We start from the raw sequence: 20,771 nt of genomic DNA, 5'->3' as shown, positions 1-20,771 counted from the left end.
AACCGTCAACGGTCTGAGGGGCCTCCGCGGAGCGCGTCGATCGCGTACTGCAGATCGGCCGGGTAGGGGCTCGTGGCCTCGACCCATTCGCCCGTTCGCGGGTGCGCAAAGCCGAGGCGGTGCGCGTGCAGCCACTGCCGCGTGAGGCCGAGATCGGCCGCGAGCCGCGGGTCCGCGCCGTACGTCAGATCTCCCGCGCACGGGTGGTGTAGCGCCGAGAAGTGGACGCGGATCTGGTGCGTCCGGCCAGTCTCGAGGTGGACCTCCACGAGGCTTGCGCGGCCGAAGGCCTCGAGCACTTCGTAGTGCGTCACCGAGGCGCGGCCGTCCTCGACGACCGCGAAGCGCCAGTCGTAGCCCGGGTGCCGCCCGATCGGCGCGTCGATGGTCCCCTCGAGCGGATCGGGCAGGCCCTGGACCACGGCGTGGTAGACCTTCTCGACGGTGCGCTCCTTGAACGCTCTCTTGAGCACGGTGTACGCGTGCTCGGTCTTCGCGACGACCATGGCGCCGGACGTGCCGACGTCAAGCCGGTGGACGATCCCTGCGCGCTCGGGCGCACCGGACGTCGAAATGCGGAAGCCGTCAGCGGCGAGGCCTCCCACGACGGTGGGCCCTACCCATCCCGGGGAGGGATGCGCGGCAACGCCGACGGGCTTGTCCACGACGACGAAGTCCTCGTCATCGAGGAGGATCTCGAGGCCGTCCACGTGTTCCACCACCACTTCCAGGGGATCGCGCTGCTCGGGCGCGTCGATGTCAATCTCCGCGTCGGCGGCGAGCCGATCCGATTTGGCGAGAGCCTTGCCTGCCATGCGCACATGGCCGCCCGCCAGTAGCTGCGCCACGGCCGATCGGGACACCCCGAGCAGGGCCGCGAGACCCGCGTCCGCGCGCGCTCCGGCGAGTTCCTCGGGGACGGTGTGCCGCTCAGGCACCCGGCGTCCCCGGTTGCCCTTCGCCCCCGGACCCTGTACCGGTCCCGGCTCCGCGCTCGTCGTTTCGGGCGCCGTCGCGCTTCGTGTGCCGGCTTCCGTCCGCGCCGATGCCGAGGAGCGTCAGGAGGCAGATGAGGGCGACCCCTGTGACGACACACGAATCGGCGACGTTGAAGATCGCGAAGTTGGGCAGCTGGATGAAGTCCACCACGTGGCCCATGCCGAACGAGGGCTCGCGGAACAGCCGGTCGGTGAGGTTGCCGAGCGCACCGCCGAGCACGAGCCCGAGAGCGACGGCCCACCCGACGGAACGCACCCGCCTCGCGTACACGATGATCGCGACCGAGACGACAGTCATGATGATGCTGAAGACCCACGTCACGTTCTCACCGATCGAGAACGCGGCACCCGAATTGCGGATGTAGTACCAGTGCAGGAGCGGCGGGAGGACCGGGGTCCTTTCCCCCTCCGTCATGGTGCTCGTCACCCAGAGCTTCGTGAGCTGGTCGAGGACATACGCCATGACGGCGAGGGCGGCCAGCACGCCAATGCCCCGCCAGTGGAGGCGACGGCGCCCGGCGGACGACGGCGCGTGGTCATGCGGGGGCGACGTCGGTGTGGAGTTGTCCATGCTGCTTTCCGTTGGCATGCCGAAGCCGGCGACCGCGTGGGCGGCCGCCGGCTCTGACGAGTTTCTGACTTAGACCTCGGCGTTGTCGGGGATCTCGTTCGACACGACCGAGCCGCGGGCGTCGAGATCGCGCAACTGGCCCTCGATGTAGGCCTTGAGGCGGGTGCGGTAGTCGCGCTCGAAGCCACGGAGCTGCTCGACCTTGCGCTCGAGCACGGACCGCTGCTGCTCAAGGGCGCCCAGCGTCTTGCGGGACTTCTCCTGAGCCTCGCTCACCAGGCTGCTCGCCTCGATCTGCGCCTCGGCGATGATCTTGTCGCGCTGGTCGATGCCGTCCTGGACGTGCTTGTCGTGCATCTGCTGGGCCATCGCGAGGAGGCCAGCGGCCGACTCGGCGGTCTGCGCGTGCACCGTCGAGGGGGCAGCCGCCTGGACGGGCGCGGGCGCCGGAGCTACCGGAGCGGGCTTCGCGACCTCAACCGGCTTGGGCTCTTCAACGGCCGGCTTCTCGGGTGCCGAAACACCGCCCTTCGAGGTGAGCTCGGCGACCTTCTTGCGGAGCTCGTCGTTCTCCTGGTTCAGCCGGCGGAGCTCAATGACGATCTCGTCAAGGAAGTCATCAACCTCGTCCTGGTCGTAGCCCTCGCGGAACTTGGTCGGCTGGAATCGCTTGTTGACGACATCTTCTGGCGTCAGAGCCATCTGCTCACCTCATTTGGTCTTGTCAGTCGGGAAGGCTTGCCTCCCCCGACTACCGTAGCTGACATTCACCCGGTCGCTCCACTTCCGACTTAGCACGTAAGTACAGAAAAAGAGAAGCCCCCGGTTCTTTGCTAAGAACCTACGCGAGATTCCGAACGATATCCATAGCGATGTAGACCGCGAACACGAGGACAATGAACGCGATATCGAGGCTCAAACCACCGAGCCGGACAGGCTTGAAAAGCCTCCTGGACAACCGCATGGGCGGATCGGTCATCGAGTAGATGGCACTCGCGGCTACGAGGGAAAACCCCCGCGGTCGCCACGACCGGGCAAACGACTGGACCCAGTCCAGTACGAGGCGCCCCACGAGCCCCACGAGCAGGAGATCGAGGAGCACATACACGAGTGCCCAGACAATGCCCACGCGAAACTCAGCTCTGGTTGAAGAAGGCGGTAGTCCCCTCGCTCGCCTTCTTGTCCTCGCCGAGGACCTCGATCGTCGCGGGGGTGAGCAGGAACACCTTGTTGGTGACCCGCTCGATGCTGCCATGGAGGCCGAACACGAGGCCGGCCGAGAAATCGACGAGGCGCTTGGCGTCTGCCTCGCCCATGTCCGTGACGTTCATGATCACGGGAATGCCCTCGCGGAAGCTTTCTCCGATGATCTTGGCGTCGTTGTAGGAGCGCGGGTGGACCGTGGTGATCTGGCGCAGGCTGCCGTCCTCACGCACGGCTGCGGCACGCTTGATGGGCGTCACCGGAGCCCGGTACTCCTCGACCTCGGCGGCGGCGGGCTCGCGGGTTGCGAGTGCCTGTCGGCGTTCTTCGCGCTCGGTGTGCACCGGCTTGTCCTCTTCCGTACGTGTGGTTTCCGTGCGGGCGTGATGGGCCTCGGCCTCGAACTGCTCATCGCTGTCTGCGAGGCCGAGGTAAACCATGGTCTTCCGCATAACTCCGGCCATGCTCGACTCCTGTACTCGGGCCACGCGGTCCTCAGGCACCGGGTCCCGGCCCTTGAGGTCCCGACGCTTCGACGCTACAGCACGCGTGGCCGCGGACCGAGGACATCTGTCCCGATCCGCACGTGTGTCGCGCCCGCCGCAATGGCCTGTTCGAGGTCTTGACTCATACCCGCAGACACCATCCTCGCATCTGGATGGTCCGCGCGCAGCTTCGCGGCGCAAGCGGACAGGCGCTCGAAGGCTCGCGCAGGGTCTTCGCCGAGCGGCGCGACCGCCATGACGCCCGCGAGGCGCAGCCCCTCCGCGTCTGCGACGAGGTCGCCAAGCCGCGCAAGTTCGGCCGGCAACGCTCCCCCTCTCCCGGACACCGCATCCTCGTCGAGGTTCACCTGGAGGAGGCACGCTAGAGGCGGGCGGCCCGCGCGCGACGGTTCATGGGCCGCGGCTTTCGCGAGGGCCGTCACGAGCGAGGAACGGTCTACCGAGTGCACGGTGTCGGCGTAGCGAACAACGCTTTTCGCCTTGTTCGATTGGAGCTGGCCGATGAAGTGCCACGAGAGCTCCAGGCCCGCAAGCTCGGCCGCCTTCGCGGAGGCCTCCTGATCGCGGTTCTCTCCGACGTCGGTCACGCCGAGCTCGGCAAGCAGCCTCACATCGCCCGCGGGGTGGAACTTCGTCACGACGATGAGCTTGGGCTCCTCGCCCCGCCCGGACGCGCGCGCCGCCTGGGAGATCCGACGACGAACGCGCTCGAGGTTCGCCGCGAGCTCAGCCCGCCGGGCCTCGAGATCACGCATGCACCCACACCAGGCCCGCGAAGCGGCCCTCCCCCGGCGCGCGCCGATGCGAGAAGAGTCGCTCTTCCTCGAGCGTGCACGCCGCGGCCTCGGAATGAACGGGGACGCCCGCAGCCGCGAGCTGGGCTGCGACGCCGCCCGGGAGGTCAAGTGCCGGCGTGCCCCACGACGTCCGCGACGCCGTCCCGGGGACCGCGGCATCAACCTCGTCTCGGAGGGTCGCAGGCACTTCGTAGCAGCGCCCGCAGATGCTGGGACCGATCCACCCCTCGAGTCCGCCCGCCCCGGCATCGCGGAGGGCCGCGACAGCTGCCGGGACCACTCCCACGGCGAGCCCGACCCGCCCCGCGTGAACAGCTCCGAGCGCGGGCGAGCCATCCGGGAACTGCCCCACCAGGACGATCGGGACGCAGTCGGCGACCATGACCGCCACGGGAGTCCCGCGTGACAGGAGGGCATCCGCGACCGGTACCTCGCCGGCCTGCTCGGCCCACACGGCCGTGTTCCCGTGGACCTGCTCCATGTACTGGAAGCGGTCTACCCCCGCGGCCTCGGCAAGCGCAGTGCGATGGGCGCGCACGCCGTCGTCGTCTTCGCCGACGTGGAAGGCGAGGTTTCCCGCCGAGACCTGCGTGAACGCGGCGGTGACGCCGGGACGGATGTCCCGGCGCCACCAGAAGAGTCCCTCCGCCCCGTCGCCTTGGGGCGCCGGGGCGGCCGCTCGATCAATCACTTGAGGAAGTCGGGCACATCGAGATCGTCGCGAGAGCCCGAGAGGTCCGGCTCGACAACCGCCGGAAGCTCGACGTCAAAACCAGAGTCGGCCGTGGTGTGCGACTGGCTCCACTGGCTCAGGCCGGCGTGGACCGGCTGCGGCTGGGCGGACGGGCGCGGTGCCGGCGGCACCTGTGGCGCCGACGAAACGGCCGACGCCGCCGCGGCAGCCGCCTGCTGGGCGGCGGCCCTGGCCTTCGTGTCCTCGAGCGACGGCGACGTTGCCTTGACGTCGTCGAAGCCAGCCGCGATGACCGTGACGCGAGCCTCGTCGCCGAGGGCGTCGTCGATGACGGCGCCGAAGATGATGTTCGCCTCGGGGTGCGCCACCTCCTGCACGAGGCGCGCGGCCTCGTTGATCTCGAAGAGGCCCAGGTCGCTGCCGCCCTGGATCGAGAGCAGGACGCCGTGCGCGCCGTCGATCGAGGCCTCGAGGAGCGGCGACGCGATCGCGAGCTCGGCGGCCTTGACGGCGCGGTCCTCTCCGCGCGCCGAGCCGATGCCCATGAGGGCGGAACCCGCACCCTGCATGACGGACTTGACGTCGGCGAAGTCGAGGTTGATGAGACCAGGGGTCGTGATGAGGTCCGTGATGCCCTGGACTCCGGAGAGGAGAACCTGATCGGCGGAGCGGAACGCGTCGAGCACCGACACGTTGCGGTCGCTGATCGAGAGGAGCCGGTCGTTCGGGATCACGATGAGCGTGTCGACCTCGTCGCGGAGCGCCTCGATGCCGTTCTCGGCCGACGACGCGCGGCGGCGGCCCTCGAACGTGAAGGGACGCGTCACGACGCCGATCGTGAGCGCGCCGAGCGAGCGCGCGATCCGCGCCACGACGGGAGCGCCGCCCGTTCCGGTTCCGCCGCCCTCGCCGGCCGTCACGAAGACCATGTCCGCGCCGCGCAGGACTTCCTCGATCTCATCCGAGTGGTCCTCCGCAGCCTGGCGGCCGACCTCGGGGTTCGCACCGGCGCCAAGGCCACGGGTCAGTTCGCGGCCGACGTCGAGCTTGACGTCCGCGTCGCTCATGAGCAGCGCCTGGGCGTCCGTGTTGATGGCGATGAATTCCACTCCTCGCAGACCGACTTCGATCATGCGGTTTACTGCGTTCACGCCACCGCCGCCAATGCCGACGACCTTGATGACGGCCAAGTAGTTCTGCGGTGCTGCCACGTTGAGTGTCCCTTGTTCGAAGCCTGCTGGTTCTGCAAGAAGCCGGGTTCACAACCTTAACCCTCAAGTCGAAGGTTATAGTTATGTCAACTAGCTCTTGTTGAAGACGGTATTTGCCGCGATTCCCCGGTGCAACGACCGCCTAGGCGTGTCGCGAGCTTTGCCGCAAAGCGGGCCCTAACGCGTGACCGGATGGCGGGGCGTGCTCACGTCATAGACCGTCACGGGCGTCTGTCCCTTGACCGGCGTCTCGTTCGCCTTCATGAGCGCCGCAAGAACCTGGGCCTTGAGATCGCGGTCCTGGGCGTTCCCCCAAATCACCGTCTTGCCGTTCGCGAGCTTGAGCTGCACCGAGTCGACCGAATCGGCCTTCGCGGTGGCGAGCTGCGCGAGGATGTCCGCGGGAAGCGCGGCGAGGACGCTCGTGATCGCGAGGAATGTCGGGTGCGCGATCGCGCCGCCCGACGCGTCGATCACCGGAACCGCAAACGCAGACTTGTCCTGGGCTTGGGCGACCTCGACGCCGTCGCCGTCCACCACCGAGAAGCCGTTCGACTGCTTCACGAGCGCGACGGGGACTCGCTCCACGACGGTCACGAGGAGCGTGTTCGGCGGCACCGCGCGGCTGCGGACGGACTTCACCTGGACGATGGGGTTCACGAGGCGCGTCACATCATCCGGCCCGACGAGCGGGAGCGGGCGGCCCTGAAGCGGCTTGAGCGCGGCGAGGACCTGCGCAGGAGCGAGCATTTTGGTGCCCTCGACCGTGATGGTCCGCAGCGCGAGCAGCGGCGAGAAGACGAGGAGCGCCATGAGCCCCGCGACGAGCGCCACGGCCGAGACAGCGACGGCAATCGCGCGGCGGCGAACCCGCTTGACGTGCGGAACGGGGAACGCGAGGACGTCGCGCGAGGCGGCCGCCTGCTCCGCGGCCTTGGCCTCGGCGGCCTTCCGGGCGCGCCGGGAGCCCCAGCGCCGCCGGCGGGCTGGCTTCTCCCGTTCCGTGTCCGGGCCCGCTGTGTCGCTCGCCTCGGGCGCGTCGTCGCGCGTTCCAGAGTCGTCGAACCCGCCAGACCAGTCTTCGGGAGCGTCGACGAACTCTTCTTCCGGAGCCTCGTCCCGAACCGGGCGGAGGACGGTGACCTTGGAGCTTGCGCCGAGCGACACCCGGCTCCGCTCCTCCCCCGCCGACCCGGCGCCTGCCGGAGCCTCCCGAGAGCCGCCCCGAGCGGCGCCCTCCGACGGCCCTTGGCCGCCCGTCGAGCCGGAGCGCGGAACGCGGGGCTTGCGGGGGCTAGCCATCGGGTGACTCTGCCTTCCCCGCGGCCGTTGCCCGCGCTCGTAAAGCAGCCACGAGCGCGGGGCCCTGAGCAGTGACGTCGCCGGCCCCGACCGTCAGCACGATGTCCCCCGGCGAGGCGAGCGCGGCGATCTCACCGACCGCGTCCTCGGGCGACGCGGCATAGGCGCCGTCCGGAAGAGCGTCCGTCACGAGGCGGCTCGTGACGCCCGGGATCGGGTCCTCGCGCGCGGGATAGATCTCGAGCACCCTGACGGTGTCCGCGACCGAGAGGGCCTGGGCGAACTCGGCGGCGAACTCCCGAGTGCGCGAGAACAGGTGCGGCTGGAACAGGACGTGCACGCGACCCGTCCCGGCGACACTCCGCGCCGCCGCGAGGGCGGCCCGGACCTCAGTGGGGTGGTGCGCATAGTCGTCGTAGACCCGCACACCGTTGGCCTCTCCCTTGAGCTCGAAGCGGCGCGCCGCCCCAGTGAACGTCGCGAGCGACGCTGCGGCGGCCTGCGGCTCGGCACCAAGACCGAGGACGACGGCGGCGAACGCCCCGGCCGCGTTGAGCGCGTTGTGCGTTCCGGGAACGGTCAGCGGGAGGCGGGCCGCGCCGCCGTCCCACGCAAGCGTCGCGCCGTCGGCATCCTGCGTGAGCCTCAGGTCCGCGCCCGCCGAGGTTCCGTAGAGCACGACCCGTGGGCCGCCGTCGTTCGTCTCGCGAGCTGCCGCGCGGAGCCGTTCGGCCACGCCGCGCGCCCCCGGATCGTCGGCGCACGCGACGAGCAGGCCCTCCCGCGGGAGGAGCCCCGCGAAGGCGTCGAAGGCCGCGTGGACGGCCTCGGCCGTCCCGTAGTGGTCAAGGTGGTCCGCCTCGACGTTCGTGATGATCTCCACGAGCGGGCGGTAGTTGAGAAACGATGCGTCTGATTCGTCCGCCTCCGCGACGAACACGTCGGTGGTCCCGGACGCGGCGTTGACGCCGAGGGCAGGGACGTTCGCGCCGATCGCGAAGCTCGGGTCGAGGCCCGCGCCGCGGAGCATCCACGTGGCCATGGACGTCGTGGTGGTCTTGCCATGCGTGCCGGCCACGGCAAGCACGCGGCTCCCCGCCATAGCGGCCGCGAGCCCCTCCGAGCGGTGGAGCACGCGCAGGCCCCTCGCGCGGGCCTCGGCGAGCTCGGGGTTGTCGGGGCGGATCGCGGAGCCCGCGACGACCGTCTCCGCGTCCCCGAGATGCGCCGCGTCGTAGCCGACGGCGATGCGCGCGCCGAGCGCGGCGAGGTCGCGCATGATGGGAAGGTCCTTCGCGTCGGAGCCGCTCACGGGTACGCCGCGGGCCACCATGACCCGGGCCACGGCGGACATGCCCACGCCGCCGACCCCGACGAAGTGCACGCGCCCCAACTGGGCGAGCGCCTCCCCGAGCCGCTGTGTCTCGTGTCCCGTCACGCGCCCACCGCCTCCATGACCATCGCCGCCATCGCATCGTCAGCGTCCCGCACCCCGAGTGCCTCGGCCTTGCGCGACATCTCGGTGAGGCGCCCCGGGTCCGCCACGAGCGGGAGAACCTCGCGTGCGAGCCATCCCGGCGTGAAGTCCGCGTCCCGCACGAGCAGCGCGGCACCGGCCTCGGCGAGACCCCGCGCGTTGAGCGCCTGCTCGCCATTGCCGATCGGCAGCGGGACGAACACCGCAGGAACCCCCGCCGCTGCCACCTCGCACACCGTGCCCGCGCCGGCGCGGCAGACCAAGAGGTCCGCGGCCGCGTAGGCCATCTCCATGCCGTCGACGTACTCGACCTGATGGTAGCCGTCCGCGGCGAGCGGCACGCCGTCGTTCCCCGTCACAGTCTTGCCGCGGCCCGTGATGTGAAGGGTCTGGACCCCGGCCGCGGCCAGAGCCGGAAGAGACGCCGCGAGCGCGCGGTTGATGCTCAGGGCCCCGGACGAACCGCCTGTCACGACGAGCGTGGGCAGGTCTGGCTCGAGGCCGAGCGCGCCGCGGGCGCCGCCGCGCGCGGCGTTCCGGTCCAGGCCGGAGACCTCCCGCCGCATGGGCATCCCCACGAGGCGGGCATGCCGCAGCTTCGTCTCCGGGAACGCCTTGCCGACCCGCTCCGTGAACAGCGCGCCCACGCGATTGGCAAGGCCTGCCCGCGTATTGGCCTCATGGATGACGATGGGGGTGCCGCGGCGCCGCGCCGCGAGGTACATGGGCGTGCACACGTAACCGCCAACCCCGACGAGCACGTCCGCGTGGGCCTGCTCGAGCACACGCTCGGCCTGCCGGACGGCGTTCGCAAGCCGGCTTGGCAGCCTGAGGAGATCCAGCGTTGGCCGGCGCGGAAGCGGGACGCGGTCGATGGTCACGAGTTCGAACCCAGCCTCGGGCACGAGCCGCGTCTCCATGCCCGATTCGGTGCCGACAGCGAGGATCCGAGCGCCTGGGCTGCGCCGCGCGACAGCGCGCGCGATCGCGAGCAGCGGGCTGATATGCCCTGCGGTTCCCCCGCCAGCGAGGACGACAGACGGGCCGGGGAGGGGCGGGCGCGCAGTGGGCCCGGTGGGGTCCTGAGGGGGCATTGCTAGGTGGTGGCCTTCCGCTTCGTCGGCTTCTTCGGGGTGGCGCGCTTCGCCTTCTTCACGGTCCCCTTCGTGCGCGCGGCGCGGCCTGGCCGCATCTCTTCGCGAGCCAGAGACAACACTACGCCGACCGCACACAGGCAACTGACGAGAGCGGAACCGCCCGAGGAAATGAACGGCAGCGGCACGCCGATGACGGGCATGAGCCCCGTGACCATCGCCATATTGAGTGCAGCTTGGCCCAGAAGCCACGCCATGATCGTGCCGGCGAGGATGCGCGGGAAGAGCTCCTTCTGGCGGACCACGACGCGGAAGATCGCCACGGCGAGCACGGCGAAGAGCGCGAGCACAAGGAGGGTCCCGAAGAGGCCGAGCTCCTCGCCGAGCACGGAGAAGATGAAGTCGTTCTGCGCCTCGGGGATCCAGTTGTACTTCTGCCGGCTCTGCCCGAGCCCAACGCCCAGCCAGCCGCCCGAGGCGAGCCCTTGGAGGCCGTTCTGGACCTGGTAGCCGAAGTCGGCGCCGTCCGCGGTGCACGTCGAGTTGCTCTGGCCGAGCCACTCGTAGATGCGGCACATGCGGTTGGCGCTCGTGACGGCGAAGGCGATCGCGCCGGCAGCCATGACGGCGCCGCTGATCGCGAAGATCTTCGTCGGAATGCCGCCAAAGAACAAGGCCGCCGCGACCACGAGCAGGATCACGAGAGTGGTCCCGAGGTCGTGGCCCCAGATGACGAGCCCCGCAACCCCGAGACCCACCGGAACCACGGGCACGAGGGCGTGGCCCCAGCGCCCCAGCAGGTCCGCCTTCTTGTTGAGGATCGTGGCCATCCAGAGCGCGAGGAAGAGCTTCGCGAACTCCGAGGGCTGCAGGCTGAAGCCCGCGATGTCGATCCAGTTCCGGTTGCCCAGCACGCGCTTGCCGATGAGCTGCACGAGGACGAGCAGCACGACGGTTGCCCCGATGCCCGGCCACGCGAGCCGTTTGAGCCAGCGGACATTGATGCGCGAGATGATGAACATCCCGACGACGCCGACCGCCCCGAAGAGGGTCTGCTTGAGGGCGGCCGTGTAGGGGCTGTCGCCGAGCGAGATGCTCTCGACGCTCGACGCCGAGAGCACCATCATGATTCCGATCGCGGTGAGCGCGAGCGTCGAGCCGAGGATGAGGTAATAGCCGGCACCGGCGCCGAGCGGGCCCGGGCCCTCGAGGCGCCGCCACAACTTCTGCGCGGCCGGGGCGAGGCGCTCCTGCTGCGCTGTGGCCATGCTCTTACTCCTTGCTCGGTGCCTGCCTCTCGACGAGCCGACGGACTGCGTCGATGAAGGCGTCCCCGCGCTGGGCGTAGGACACGAACTGGTCCATCGACGCTGCCGCCGGCGCCATGAGCACGGTATCCCCGGACGCCGCAGCGCTGGCCGCGCGCGCGACGGCCGCCTCCATGATCGACGCCCCGTCCGGCCGGTCTCCTCCAGTCTCGCCCGGCTCCACGGGGATCACCGGGACATTCGGCGCGTGTCGCGCGAGAGCACTCGCGAGCTCGCTGCTGTCGACCCCGATGAGCACCACCGCCTTGAGCCTCGACGCGTTCCGCGAGACGAGCTCGTCGTACGTCACGCCCTTCGAGAGCCCGCCCGCGATCCATACCACGGACGAGAACGCCGCGAGCGAGGCGCCTGCGGCGTGCGGGTTGGTCGCCTTCGAGTCGTTGACCCAGACGACGCCGCCGACCGTCGCCACGGGCTGGATGCGGTGGTCGCCCGGGAGGAAGCGGCGGAGGCCCTCGCGCACGGCCACCGGCTCGACACCGTACGCACGGACGAGCGCCGCGGCCGCGAGGGCATTCGCGACCGTGTGCCGCGGCGCAATCGAGCCGAGGTCCTGCACGGCCGCGAGCTCTGCGGCGTGGTCGCGGCGCTCGGGGATGAACGCCCGGTCCACGAGAAGCCCCTCCACAACCCCGAGCATGCTCAGGCCGGGCACCCCGGTCGAGAACCCGATCGCCCGGCAGCCCTCGACGACGTCGGCCTCCTCGACCATGCGCTCGGTCTCGATCTGCTCGGCGTTGTAGACGGCCGCCTTCTGGGTGTTGCGGTAGATCTTCGCCTTGTCCGCGAGGTAGCTCTGGTACGAGCCGTGCCAGTCCACGTGGTCCTCGGCGACGTTGAGCACCACGGACGCGACCGGAGACAGGGATTCGGCCCAGTGCAGCTGGAAGCTCGAGAGCTCGACCACGAAGACGTCGTACTCGACCGGCTCGCGGATCGCGTCGAGGATCGGCTTGCCGACGTTGCCGACTGCGATCGCCTTGAGCCCTGCGGCTTGGAGCATCGACTCGGCCATACCGACCGTGGTCGTCTTGCCGTTCGTGCCCGTGACGGCGAGCCAGTCGGCGGTCTTCTTGCCGCGCCGGCTGCGCACGCGCCACGCGAGCTCGACGTCGCCCCAGACGGGGATGTGCTTCCGGGAGGCCGCCGCGAGGACCGCCTGATCGGGACGCCACCCGGGTGAGGTGACGACGAGGTCTGGCAAGCCGCCGTCGACCGTCGGAAGGGCCTGGACCGCCGTAGGCCCGAGCAGCACCTCGACTGCCCCGACGATGCGCAACGTCTCAGCTTGGGCCCTGGTCCGCTCCGTCTCGGACCCGTCGACGACGACGACGCTCGCCCCGAGCTCGATGAGCGTGTCCGCCGCGGCGAAGCCCGCGACGCCGATCCCGGTCACGACGACCCGGAGTCCGGACCAGTCGGCATCCCACGACGTCAGGGACGCGAGCCTTCCCGCGCGCTCACTCACAGCCCAGCCACCCACTCCGCATAAAAAATCGCGAGCGCCACCGCAACGAAAAGCCCCGCGAGGATCCAGAATCTGACGACGACCGTCACCTCGGCCCAGCCCTTGAGCTCGAAGTGATGTTGCAAGGGTGCCATCTTGAACAGACGTTTGCCCTTCGTGAGCTTGAAGAAGCCCACCTGGAGGATCACGGACAGCGTGATGATCACGAACAGCCCGCCCATGACGCCGAGCAGGAGCTCGGTTCGCGTGAGGATCGCGAAGCCCGCAATGGCCGCGCCGATCGCGAGGGAGCCCGTGTCACCCATGAAGATCTTGGCCGGCGAGGTGTTCCACCACAGGAACCCGACGAGCGCGGCGCTCATGATCGCGGCGAGGAGGGCAAGGTCGAGCGGATCGCGGACCTCGTAGCAGACAGAGCCGGGGACCCGGGCGGAGCCGCAGCGCTGGTTGCTCTGCCAGATGCCCATGAGCGTATACGCACCGAACACCATGATCGACGCGCCTGCCGCGAGGCCATCGAGGCCGTCGGTGAGATTCACGCCATTGCTCGCCGCCGTGACGAGGAAGTTCGCCCAGATGACGAACAGGATCGCCCCGACGACCGTCCCGGCGAACGCGAGATTGAGCCACGGGACGTCACGGAGGAACGAGATCGTCGCCGAGGCCGGGGTCCGTCCGCTCGCGTCGGGGAACTGGAGCACGAGCAGGGAGAAGCTGATGCCAACCGCACCCTGCCCGAGGAGCTTCGCGCGGGCGCTCAGCCCGAGGCTGCGCTGCTTCGAGATCTTGATGAAGTCGTCGAGGAACCCGACGAGCCCCATGCCGACCATGAGAAAGAGCAAGAGCATCGCGGACATCGTCGGGCCGCCCGTGCTCGGATGCATGAGCCACACGATGAGGTGCGCCAGGAAGTACGCGAGCACCGTGGCAAGGACGAAGACCGTGCCGCCCATGGTCGGCGTGCCGCGTTTCGTGTGGTGGCTCGTCGGCCCGTCGTCTCGGATGAACTGGCCGTAGCCCTTGTGCACGAGAAGTCGGATAAACAGCGGGGTTCCGACGAACGCGAGTACGAGGGCGAGCGCCGCCCCGATCAGCAGTGCGATCACGTGAGCTCCGTTCCCGCGGTGCCAGTGGACTGAGCCCGCGCGGCCCATGCTATCCGATCGCCGAGGTGCCGGAGGCCGACCCCGTTGGACGACTTGACGAGCACGAGGTCGCCAGGGGCGAGCTCGCGTTCGAGCAGTTCGAAGGCCTCATCGACGTCCTCGACGAACGAGCACTCGTTGCCCCACGAGCCCTCGTTGACCGCTGAGACGTACAGCGGGCGCGCCTCGCGGCCCACGACCACAAGACGGTCGATGTTGAGCCGGACCACGAGCGTGCCGACGGCCGTGTGGGCCGAGATGGACTCGTCCCCGAGCTCGAGCATCGCGCCGAGCACGGCCCACGTCCTGCGCCCGCGGCCCAGGACCGCCAAGGCCTGGAGGGCGGCCCGCATCGACTCGGGATTCGCGTTGTAGGCGTCGTTGATCACGGTCACGCCGTCGGGACGCTCGGTGCGCTCCATGCGCCACCGGCTCGCGGGTCCCTGCGACGAGAGCGAGGCCGCGATCGTCTCCGCGGAGACGCCCGCCGCGTGCGCCGCGGCCGCGGCAGCCAAGAGGTTCCCCGTGTGGTGGGCACCGATGAGCCGGCTCTGCACCGGAAGGGGCTCGCCGCCGTCGATCTGCAGACCGAAGGCGGGGCAGCCATCCTCCGTGGTGCGGGCGTCGACGGCCGCTACGACCGTTCCGCGGGCCGCGTGGGCGTCTGCCGCCTCGGGGAAGGTGGTGAAGAAGGCCTTGCGGGCCCGGGTGCGGGGTTCCATCGCGCGGACGCGCGGATCGTCGAGGTTGATGACGGCGGTCCCGTCCGGCGCGAGCGCCTCGACGAGCTCGCCCTTGGCCTTCGCGATGTTCTCGACGCCGCCGAACTCTCCCGCGTGGGCGGTTCCGACGGCGAGCACAACGCCGATGTCCGGAGCCACGAGGTCGGCGAGGTACTGGATGTGGCCGATCCCGGTCGCGCCCATCTCGATCACGAGGTAGCGCGTCGACTCGTCGGCCGTGAAGACCGTGAGCGGGACACCGACCTCGCCGTTGTACGAGCCCTGGGGGGCGATCGTGGAGGCTGGGGTGGCGGATCCCTCGGGCGTCGACCGGAAGATCCCGGCGAGGAGGTCCTTCGTGGTCGTCTTGCCCGCGGAGCCCGTGATGCCCACGACCGTGAAGGCTTCGCCGCGCGCGGATCTGGCCTCGCGGATGCGCCGCACAGCTTCCTTCGCGAGCTCGCCCATGGCGAGCACGGCGTCCGGCACGACGACCGCCGGGTAGACGCTCCCGCCGTCGTCCGCGACCTCACGCTCGCAGAGCGCGAGGATGGCGCCGGCAGCGAAGGCCGCGCCGACGAAGCTGTGCCCGTCCGCATGCTCGCCTGGCTTGGCGACGTACAGGGATCCCGCGCGGGCCTCCCGCGAATCCGTGGTGACGTGACTTGGGGTGAGGCGTGGATCGCCCGTGAGGCGGCCGCCCGTGATGCGGGCGATCTCCTCGGCGCTGAACTCAATCATCGGTTGTGGACTCTATCTGCTCGGCCCCCACTGTGCGGAATCCGCGCGCCTCGAGGGCTGCCCGGAGTTCGATCCTGTCGTCGAGGTCGAGATTGACCCCCTGAACCTCCTGGAACACTTCGTGGCCGCGGCCGGCCACGAGGATCACGTCCTCGGCCCCTGCGAGCTCGACGGCGCGGCGGATGGCGGCCGCGCGCGGCGCGACCTCCTCGACGATGCGGCCCAAACCGGCCGCCTCGTTCTCGGCGCGGGCGCCGCCCACGACGTCGGCGCGGATGGCCGCGGGGTCCTCGTCGTGCGGATCGTCGTCAGTCACGACGACGACGTCCGCACCGCGGACGGCGACCGCGCCCATGATGGGCCGCTTGCCCTGATCTCGCTGCCCGGTCGCGCCGAAAACCACGACGACGCGCCCGGCACCGTCCGGCGGGCGCACGGCCTCGAGCGCGCGCCCGAGGGCATCGGGGTTGTGCGCGAAGTCGACGACGGCGGCCGGCTCCGTCCCCACGAGCTGCATGCGCCCGGGGACCTCGACGCTGAACGGCTCGGCGACGTCCGCGGCACGTTGGATCTCCTCAAGCGAGGCGCCCGCCGCGTGGACCAGGAGCGCCGCGAGGGCCGCGTTGGCCACGTTGAACTGCCCAGGCAGGCCCGTCCGGAGGTGCAACGACTGGCCGTTCGGTCCCTGAAGCTCGAATGCCGTGCCCAAGCCATCCCGCTCGCTCGAGGCGAGGAACCAGTCGGCCCTCTCCCCCGCGACGGACAGCGTCGTCACCGGGATCGCCGCCTGCTCCGCGAGCCGCCGGCCCCACGCGTCGTCGACCATGACGACACCGCGGGCCGCGCGCTCGGGCGTGAAGAGCTTCGCCTTCGCGGAGAAGTACTCGTCCATGGTCTCGTGCAGGTCGAGGTGATCCTGCGTGAGGTTCGTGAATCCCGCGACGTCGTAGCGGACGCCGTCCACACGGCGGTACTCGATCGCGTGCGAGGAGACCTCCATCGAGGCCGCTGTGAGGCCGCGCTCGCGCATGAGGGCAAGGAGCGCATGGACGTCCGTGGACTCAGGGGTCGTGAGGCGGCTCGGAATGGCTTCGCCGCCCGCGAGGATCTCGATGGTGCCGATGAGCCCCGTGCGGTGGCCGAGCGCGCCAAGGAGGGCGTTCGCGAAGTACGTCGTGGTGGTCTTGCCGTTCGTCCCGGTCACGCCGAGCAGGAGGGGGCGCGCGGCGTCCTCGGGCTGGCTGGCGAACACGAATGCCGCCACGGGCCCGACCGCCGCGCGCGCATCGTCGACGACGAGGACGGGGACGCCCGCGACGGCGTCGTCAAGAGCCGTGAGCCTCGCGCCCGCCTCATCCGTCACAACCGCGACGGCACCGTTCTCGAGGGCCTGCGCCGCGAACGACGCCCCGTGGCGACCGGTGCCCGGCACCGCGACGTACAGGTCGCCCGGCTCCACGGAGCGCGAATCGAGCGCAACGCCCGTCACGAGCGCGTCGCCGGCAGCCTCGCGAGGGAGCCCGAGCAGCCCGGCCACGTCAGAGAGTGGCACGGGCCGGGTGTGCAGTGGACGGAAGGGGGACCCAACCGGCGCGCCCTTGTGGGGCGCGGGCGCGGGGTCCGTGGGACTCTCGTGCTCGCTCACAATCACCTTCATCGCTTTCGACAGGTTCCAACTCTAGCCGCTTGCCGCGCGGGCCTGCGGGGCGGATCGGGGCGCCCGACCGCGCGCGGTGGCGTGCGCCGCAGCCACCGGCGAGCACCTCCGGCGGGTCGGCACTACTGGGCGTACTGCGGGAGCGCGGCGGGCGTACCGCTGGACGGCGGCACGTTGTACAGGCGCAACGTCTGCGACATGACGGAACGGAACACGTCCGCGTTGCCGATGCCGAAGATGTCCCCCTTGGGCCGCTGGATCACGACGGCGACGATGAACCGGGGGTTCTCCATGGGGGCCATGCCGATGAGCGACGACGTCACGCCGTCGTAGCCCGGCACGCCGTCCTCGCGGGGCGCCTCCGAAGTTCCCGTCTTCGCACCCACGCGGTAGCCGTCAATGCCGGCCGGCTTGACCTCGCCCTTGGTCACGTCGCTCTCGAGCATGTCCTTGACCTGCTGCGCGGTCGCCTTGCTGATCACCTGATTCGAGGGCTGCGTCGCCGCCTTGTGCTCGGTGCCGTTCGCGCCGACGTAACCGTCGATGAGCCGCGGTTGGACGAGGAGCCCGTTGTTCGCGACCGTCTGGTAGGCCCGCACGGTCTGGAGGGTCGACTGCGTGAGGCCTTGGCCGAAGAGCACGGTGTTCTGCTGGCGGCCGTCCCACTTGTCGGGCGTCGCGAGGATGCCGTTCGCCTCCCCGGGCAGTCCGACGTCCGGTGCCTGGCCGATCCCGAACTTCGTGAGCCAGTCGTAGCGGTCCTGCTTGCTGAGCGCCTGCCCGGCCAGCACTGTTCCCGTGTTCATCGAGTAGCCGAGGATGCCCGCAAGCGTCCGTTTCTCAGTCCCGTGGGTGAACGCGTCGGCGAAGGTCTGCCCGTCGATCGTGACGGTCGGGGGCACGGTGTATTCGCTCAGCGGGTTGGCCTTGCCCTCCTGGAGGAGCGCCGACATGGTGAGCGTCTTCTCGACCGAGCCCGGCTCGTAGGCCGCCGTCACGGCACGCACGCCGCGGTCTTTGGCCGCCGACTTTCCAGGGTCGTTGGGGTCCATCGCGTTGGAGTCCGCCATCGCGACGATGTTGCCGCTCTGCGTGTCCTCGACGATGGCAATGCCCCACTCGGCGCTGTACCTGTCGACCTGCGATTGGAGGGCCTGCTGGGTGAAATACTGGAGGTCGGAGTTGATGGTGAGCTTGATGGTCTGGCCGTTCTGGGCGGGCGTGTATTCGTCGGTGCCAACAGGGATCCGGAGGCCGTCGGCACCGATCTCGAAGGTCCTCTTTCCGTCCTTGCCCGTGAGCTGGCTATTCTGCGTCTGCTCGACGCCAGCGAGGCCCGTGCCGTCGCTTCCCACGAAGCCCACGAGGTTTCCGGCCACTGCCCCTTGGGCGTAGACGCGCTGGGAGGATCCCTCGGAGTACACGCCGGGGAACGCCAGGTCGGAGACGCGGCCCTCGACGTCCGGGGTGACGTTGCGGGCCACGTAGTTGAACCTCTTGTCGCCCGTGACCGCCGAGGTGATCTGGTCCACGGTCATCCCCAGCACGCCGGCCAGGTCCGAGATCGCCTGGCTCCGACTCACGGTGACGACTTTGGTGCCGTCACCGTCCTTCTCGGTGCGCCTGTACTCAGTGAAGTTCGATGCCGTCGTCTGATCGACCGTGATGTTGTAGCGAATCACGCTCTGGGCGAGCACCTTGCCGGACGCGTCGAGGATGCTCCCCCGCTCAGCGGGCAGCACGGTCGTTTGAAGTCTCTTGCTCAGGCCGGCCTGAGCGTAGCCGCCGACGCCGAGCCCCTGCACGAGCAGGAGCCGCCCACCGATCACGAGGAGGAGCGCGAGCATGACCCCCACACCAACCCTCAGCCGGCGCGTGGCGCTCCCGGCCCGGTCGCGGTCAAGCGGCCGCCGTGGCGGTCGGCCGGCGGGCTTCTTGGTCGATGTGGCCACGCTCTTGTCCCTTGCTCGTCCCCGGCCCGGTGCCGGTGAGGTCGGACCCGTCTACTGCCCGGGAGTCTTCTGCTTCGGCGCGGGCACGGACCCGCCGTTCAGCTGCGGCGCTGGCGTGGCCGGGGTCGCGGCCGGTGCCGGCGACGCCGCCGAGGCGGGCGTGCCTGAGGCGGACTTCGCCGTGGCGGGGTCCGGCTTGAGCGCGTCGGCCGCCTGCGCGGACGGCGCAGGAGTGGCGACAACCAGTCCGGGCACCTCCGGCGCGGCGATGACCGCGCCCGCGGCGCCGCCCTTCGCCGCAGGCTTCGGCATCCCGGTCACGAGGAGCGTCTTGAGATCGATCTGACCCTTCGACGTCGCTGCGACCATGCCCAATTGTGACGCGCGGGCGGCCAGATTCTGGGGAGCCTCGAAGTTCTGGACGCGTTGCGCCAGATCCTGGTTCTGCTTTTCGAGCCCCATCTGCTGGCTCCGCAGCTGCACGAGCTGGTACTGCCCCGTCGACACCGCGATGTTGAGCACGAGGACCGCGACGAGCGCGACCGCGAGCACTCCGAGGCAGAAGATCGCGAACGGGGCGCGGCGGCGGGCCGGCGCGCTGCGCACAACAGAGAGGGGCGCGCGGCGCGGGGCACTCGTGGCGGGTGCGAGGGGACGCGCGACGGCGGAGGTCCCGTTCGTCACGACCTTCCGCTGGGCGGCTGCGCTCATCGTGTGCTCCTGATCTTGATGCGTTCGGCGGCTCGCAGTCGGGCCGAGGCGGCCCGGGGGTTTTCTTCGATCTCCTGTGCGGTCGGGACTTCCGTGCCGCGGGTGAGCGTCTTGAGTTCGGGCTTGTGCTCCTCGAGCTCGACCGGGAAGCCTGGAGGGGCCGACGAGCGCGAGCGGGACTGCAGCGCACCCTTGACGATGCGGTCCTCGAGCGAGTGGTAGGACATGACGACGATTCGCCCGCCGAGCCGCAGCGAGTCGACGGCGCCGGGCACGGCCCGCTCGAGCACGTCGAGTTCCTCATTGACCTCGATCCGAAGGGCCTGGAACGTGCGCTTCGCGGGGTGCCCGCCGGTCCGCGCGGCGCTGGCCGGCACGACCGCCCGGATGGCCTCGACGAGCTGTCCCGTGGTCTCGAAGGGCCGGTCGGCTCGGTCTTCGACGATGCGCCGCGCGATCCGCCCGGCGAACTTCTCCTCGCCCCACGTCCGGATGATCCGCGTGAGGTCCTCGACGCTGTACGTGTTGACGACGTCCGCGGCCGTCTGTCCGCGGCTCGTGTCCATGCGCATGTCCAGCGGCGCGTCATAGGAATAGGCGAAGCCGCGCTCCCTTTCGTCGAGCTGAAGCGAGGAGACGCCGAGGTCCATGAGGATCCCGTCGGCGCCGTCGAGGCCGAGCTGTTCGAGCACCTCGGGGATCTCGTCGTAGACGGCGTGGACCAGGCGGGCACGCTCGCCGAATCGCGCAAGCCGGGCTCCGGCGAGCTCGAGGGCCTGCTCGTCGCGGTCGACCCCCACGAGCGTCACGTCGGGGAAGCGCTCCAGGATGGCCTCGCTGTGCCCGCCCATGCCGAGAGTGGCATCGACGACGACGGGGGCGCGCCCTGCCGAGCGGGCGGCCTCGACGCCGGGCGTCAGGAGAGCGACGCAACGCTCCTTGAGGACGGGAACATGACGTTCCGAGGTCGGTCGTTCGTCGTCCTGCTGCGGCATGTCCCCTCCTTGGTGCCGTGTCTGTACCGGGAGTGCCGCACCTGTCCCGTGCTGCATTCCCGTTGCCGCACCTGTCCCGCGCGGCGATCCGCCGGCTGATCGGGATCCCCCTCCGCACCGTGGGTTCCAGCCTGGCTCCGGGGAAGGTGAGCCAGGACGGAGCCGCGGGCGGCTGGAGATCTCGGCCAGCCGGCCGTTC

The 20,771-nt window shown here is 70.1% G+C and carries 19 protein-coding genes; all 19 read right to left on the bottom strand.

The window, feature by feature from the left end; translation table 11 throughout:
• Window positions 1-5 precede the first annotated feature (5 nt).
• Window positions 6-938, bottom strand: coding sequence for an RluA family pseudouridine synthase (locus ACOKR1_RS09270; protein ID WP_422936359.1), 933 nt, complete (start codon window positions 936-938; stop codon window positions 6-8).
• Window positions 931-1,569: a signal peptidase II gene (gene lspA, locus ACOKR1_RS09265; RefSeq protein WP_422936358.1), complete on the bottom strand. Its 639-nt coding sequence runs from the start codon at window positions 1,567-1,569 to the stop codon at window positions 931-933. The genes ACOKR1_RS09270 and lspA overlap by 8 nt, the downstream gene beginning before the upstream one ends.
• A 69-nt stretch (window positions 1,570-1,638) precedes the next feature.
• Window positions 1,639-2,271, bottom strand: coding sequence for a DivIVA domain-containing protein (locus ACOKR1_RS09260; protein ID WP_422936357.1), 633 nt, complete (start codon window positions 2,269-2,271; stop codon window positions 1,639-1,641).
• A gap of 139 nt (window positions 2,272-2,410) precedes the next feature.
• Window positions 2,411-2,698: a YggT family protein gene (locus ACOKR1_RS09255; protein ID WP_415853901.1), complete on the bottom strand. Its 288-nt coding sequence runs from the start codon at window positions 2,696-2,698 to the stop codon at window positions 2,411-2,413.
• 7 nt (window positions 2,699-2,705) lie between these two features.
• Window positions 2,706-3,236 (bottom strand): cell division protein SepF, encoded by a 531-nt coding sequence (locus tag ACOKR1_RS09250; RefSeq protein ID WP_422936356.1) that lies wholly within the window; start codon window positions 3,234-3,236, stop codon window positions 2,706-2,708.
• Between the two features lie 74 nt (window positions 3,237-3,310).
• Window positions 3,311-4,033 carry a YggS family pyridoxal phosphate-dependent enzyme gene (locus tag ACOKR1_RS09245; RefSeq protein WP_422936355.1) on the bottom strand — a complete coding sequence of 241 codons (723 nt, stop codon included), beginning with the start codon at window positions 4,031-4,033 and terminating at the stop codon, window positions 3,311-3,313.
• On the bottom strand, window positions 4,026-4,766 hold the full coding sequence (locus ACOKR1_RS09240) for a laccase domain-containing protein (RefSeq protein ID WP_422936354.1): 741 nt from the start codon (window positions 4,764-4,766) through the stop codon (window positions 4,026-4,028). The genes ACOKR1_RS09245 and ACOKR1_RS09240 overlap by 8 nt, the downstream gene beginning before the upstream one ends.
• Entirely contained in the window at window positions 4,763-5,980 is a 1,218-nt protein-coding gene (ftsZ, locus tag ACOKR1_RS09235) for a cell division protein FtsZ (protein ID WP_422936353.1), read from the bottom strand. Before ftsZ ends, ACOKR1_RS09240 begins: the two co-directional genes overlap by 4 nt.
• Before the next feature lie 177 nt (window positions 5,981-6,157).
• A complete protein-coding gene (locus ACOKR1_RS09230; protein ID WP_422936352.1) occupies window positions 6,158-7,282 on the bottom strand; it encodes a cell division protein FtsQ/DivIB in 1,125 nt (374 codons plus the stop codon).
• Entirely contained in the window at window positions 7,275-8,720 is a 1,446-nt protein-coding gene (gene murC / locus ACOKR1_RS09225; protein WP_422936351.1) for a UDP-N-acetylmuramate--L-alanine ligase, read from the bottom strand. The genes ACOKR1_RS09230 and murC overlap by 8 nt, the downstream gene beginning before the upstream one ends.
• The gene (gene murG, locus ACOKR1_RS09220; RefSeq protein WP_422936350.1) at window positions 8,717-9,853 is read right to left on the bottom strand and encodes an undecaprenyldiphospho-muramoylpentapeptide beta-N-acetylglucosaminyltransferase; all 1,137 of its coding nucleotides are present in this window, start codon (window positions 9,851-9,853) and stop codon (window positions 8,717-8,719) included. The genes murC and murG overlap by 4 nt, the downstream gene beginning before the upstream one ends.
• A 2-nt stretch (window positions 9,854-9,855) precedes the next feature.
• Window positions 9,856-11,121 (bottom strand): putative lipid II flippase FtsW, encoded by a 1,266-nt coding sequence (gene ftsW / locus ACOKR1_RS09215; RefSeq protein ID WP_422936349.1) that lies wholly within the window; start codon window positions 11,119-11,121, stop codon window positions 9,856-9,858.
• A gap of 4 nt (window positions 11,122-11,125) precedes the next feature.
• Window positions 11,126-12,664 (bottom strand): UDP-N-acetylmuramoyl-L-alanine--D-glutamate ligase, encoded by a 1,539-nt coding sequence (gene murD, locus ACOKR1_RS09210; RefSeq protein WP_422936348.1) that lies wholly within the window; start codon window positions 12,662-12,664, stop codon window positions 11,126-11,128.
• Complete coding sequence (mraY, locus tag ACOKR1_RS09205; protein ID WP_422936347.1) at window positions 12,646-13,755, bottom strand: phospho-N-acetylmuramoyl-pentapeptide-transferase; 1,110 nt, start codon at window positions 13,753-13,755, stop codon at window positions 12,646-12,648. Before mraY ends, murD begins: the two co-directional genes overlap by 19 nt.
• Entirely contained in the window at window positions 13,752-15,257 is a 1,506-nt protein-coding gene (locus tag ACOKR1_RS09200; protein WP_422936346.1) for a UDP-N-acetylmuramoyl-tripeptide--D-alanyl-D-alanine ligase, read from the bottom strand. Before ACOKR1_RS09200 ends, mraY begins: the two co-directional genes overlap by 4 nt.
• Window positions 15,250-16,902: a UDP-N-acetylmuramoyl-L-alanyl-D-glutamate--2,6-diaminopimelate ligase gene (locus ACOKR1_RS09195; RefSeq protein ID WP_422936345.1), complete on the bottom strand. Its 1,653-nt coding sequence runs from the start codon at window positions 16,900-16,902 to the stop codon at window positions 15,250-15,252. Before ACOKR1_RS09195 ends, ACOKR1_RS09200 begins: the two co-directional genes overlap by 8 nt.
• Before the next feature lie 134 nt (window positions 16,903-17,036).
• Window positions 17,037-18,866, bottom strand: coding sequence for a peptidoglycan D,D-transpeptidase FtsI family protein (locus ACOKR1_RS09190; RefSeq protein ID WP_422936344.1), 1,830 nt, complete (start codon window positions 18,864-18,866; stop codon window positions 17,037-17,039).
• 51 nt (window positions 18,867-18,917) lie between these two features.
• Entirely contained in the window at window positions 18,918-19,577 is a 660-nt protein-coding gene (locus ACOKR1_RS09185) for a hypothetical protein (RefSeq protein WP_422936343.1), read from the bottom strand.
• Window positions 19,574-20,761, bottom strand: coding sequence for a 16S rRNA (cytosine(1402)-N(4))-methyltransferase RsmH (gene rsmH / locus ACOKR1_RS09180; RefSeq protein ID WP_422936592.1), 1,188 nt, complete (start codon window positions 20,759-20,761; stop codon window positions 19,574-19,576). Before rsmH ends, ACOKR1_RS09185 begins: the two co-directional genes overlap by 4 nt.
• Window positions 20,762-20,771: the final 10 nt, after the last annotated feature.

The sequence above is a fragment of the Sinomonas sp. P47F7 genome (genome assembly GCF_049332655.1).
In the GTDB taxonomy this organism is placed as follows: Bacteria; Actinomycetota; Actinomycetes; order Actinomycetales; family Micrococcaceae; genus Sinomonas.
Note: the sequence above shows the minus strand (reverse complement) of the source record. Positions and strands in the feature narration are given on the sequence as shown.

Coding starts and splice junctions, on each gene's coding strand:
- lspA (WP_422936358.1), bottom strand. CDS start 1,569: ATGGACAACTCCACACCGACGTCGCCCCCGCATGACCACGCGCCGTCG.
- ACOKR1_RS09260 (WP_422936357.1), bottom strand. CDS start 2,271: ATGGCTCTGACGCCAGAAGATGTCGTCAACAAGCGATTCCAGCCGACC.
- ACOKR1_RS09250 (WP_422936356.1), bottom strand. CDS start 3,236: ATGGCCGGAGTTATGCGGAAGACCATGGTTTACCTCGGCCTCGCAGAC.
- ACOKR1_RS09245 (WP_422936355.1), bottom strand. CDS start 4,033: ATGCGTGATCTCGAGGCCCGGCGGGCTGAGCTCGCGGCGAACCTCGAG.
- ACOKR1_RS09230 (WP_422936352.1), bottom strand. CDS start 7,282: ATGGCTAGCCCCCGCAAGCCCCGCGTTCCGCGCTCCGGCTCGACGGGC.
- murG (WP_422936350.1), bottom strand. CDS start 9,853: ATGCCCCCTCAGGACCCCACCGGGCCCACTGCGCGCCCGCCCCTCCCC.
- ftsW (WP_422936349.1), bottom strand. CDS start 11,121: ATGGCCACAGCGCAGCAGGAGCGCCTCGCCCCGGCCGCGCAGAAGTTG.
- ACOKR1_RS09200 (WP_422936346.1), bottom strand. CDS start 15,257: ATGATTGAGTTCAGCGCCGAGGAGATCGCCCGCATCACGGGCGGCCGC.
- ACOKR1_RS09185 (WP_422936343.1), bottom strand. CDS start 19,577: ATGAGCGCAGCCGCCCAGCGGAAGGTCGTGACGAACGGGACCTCCGCC.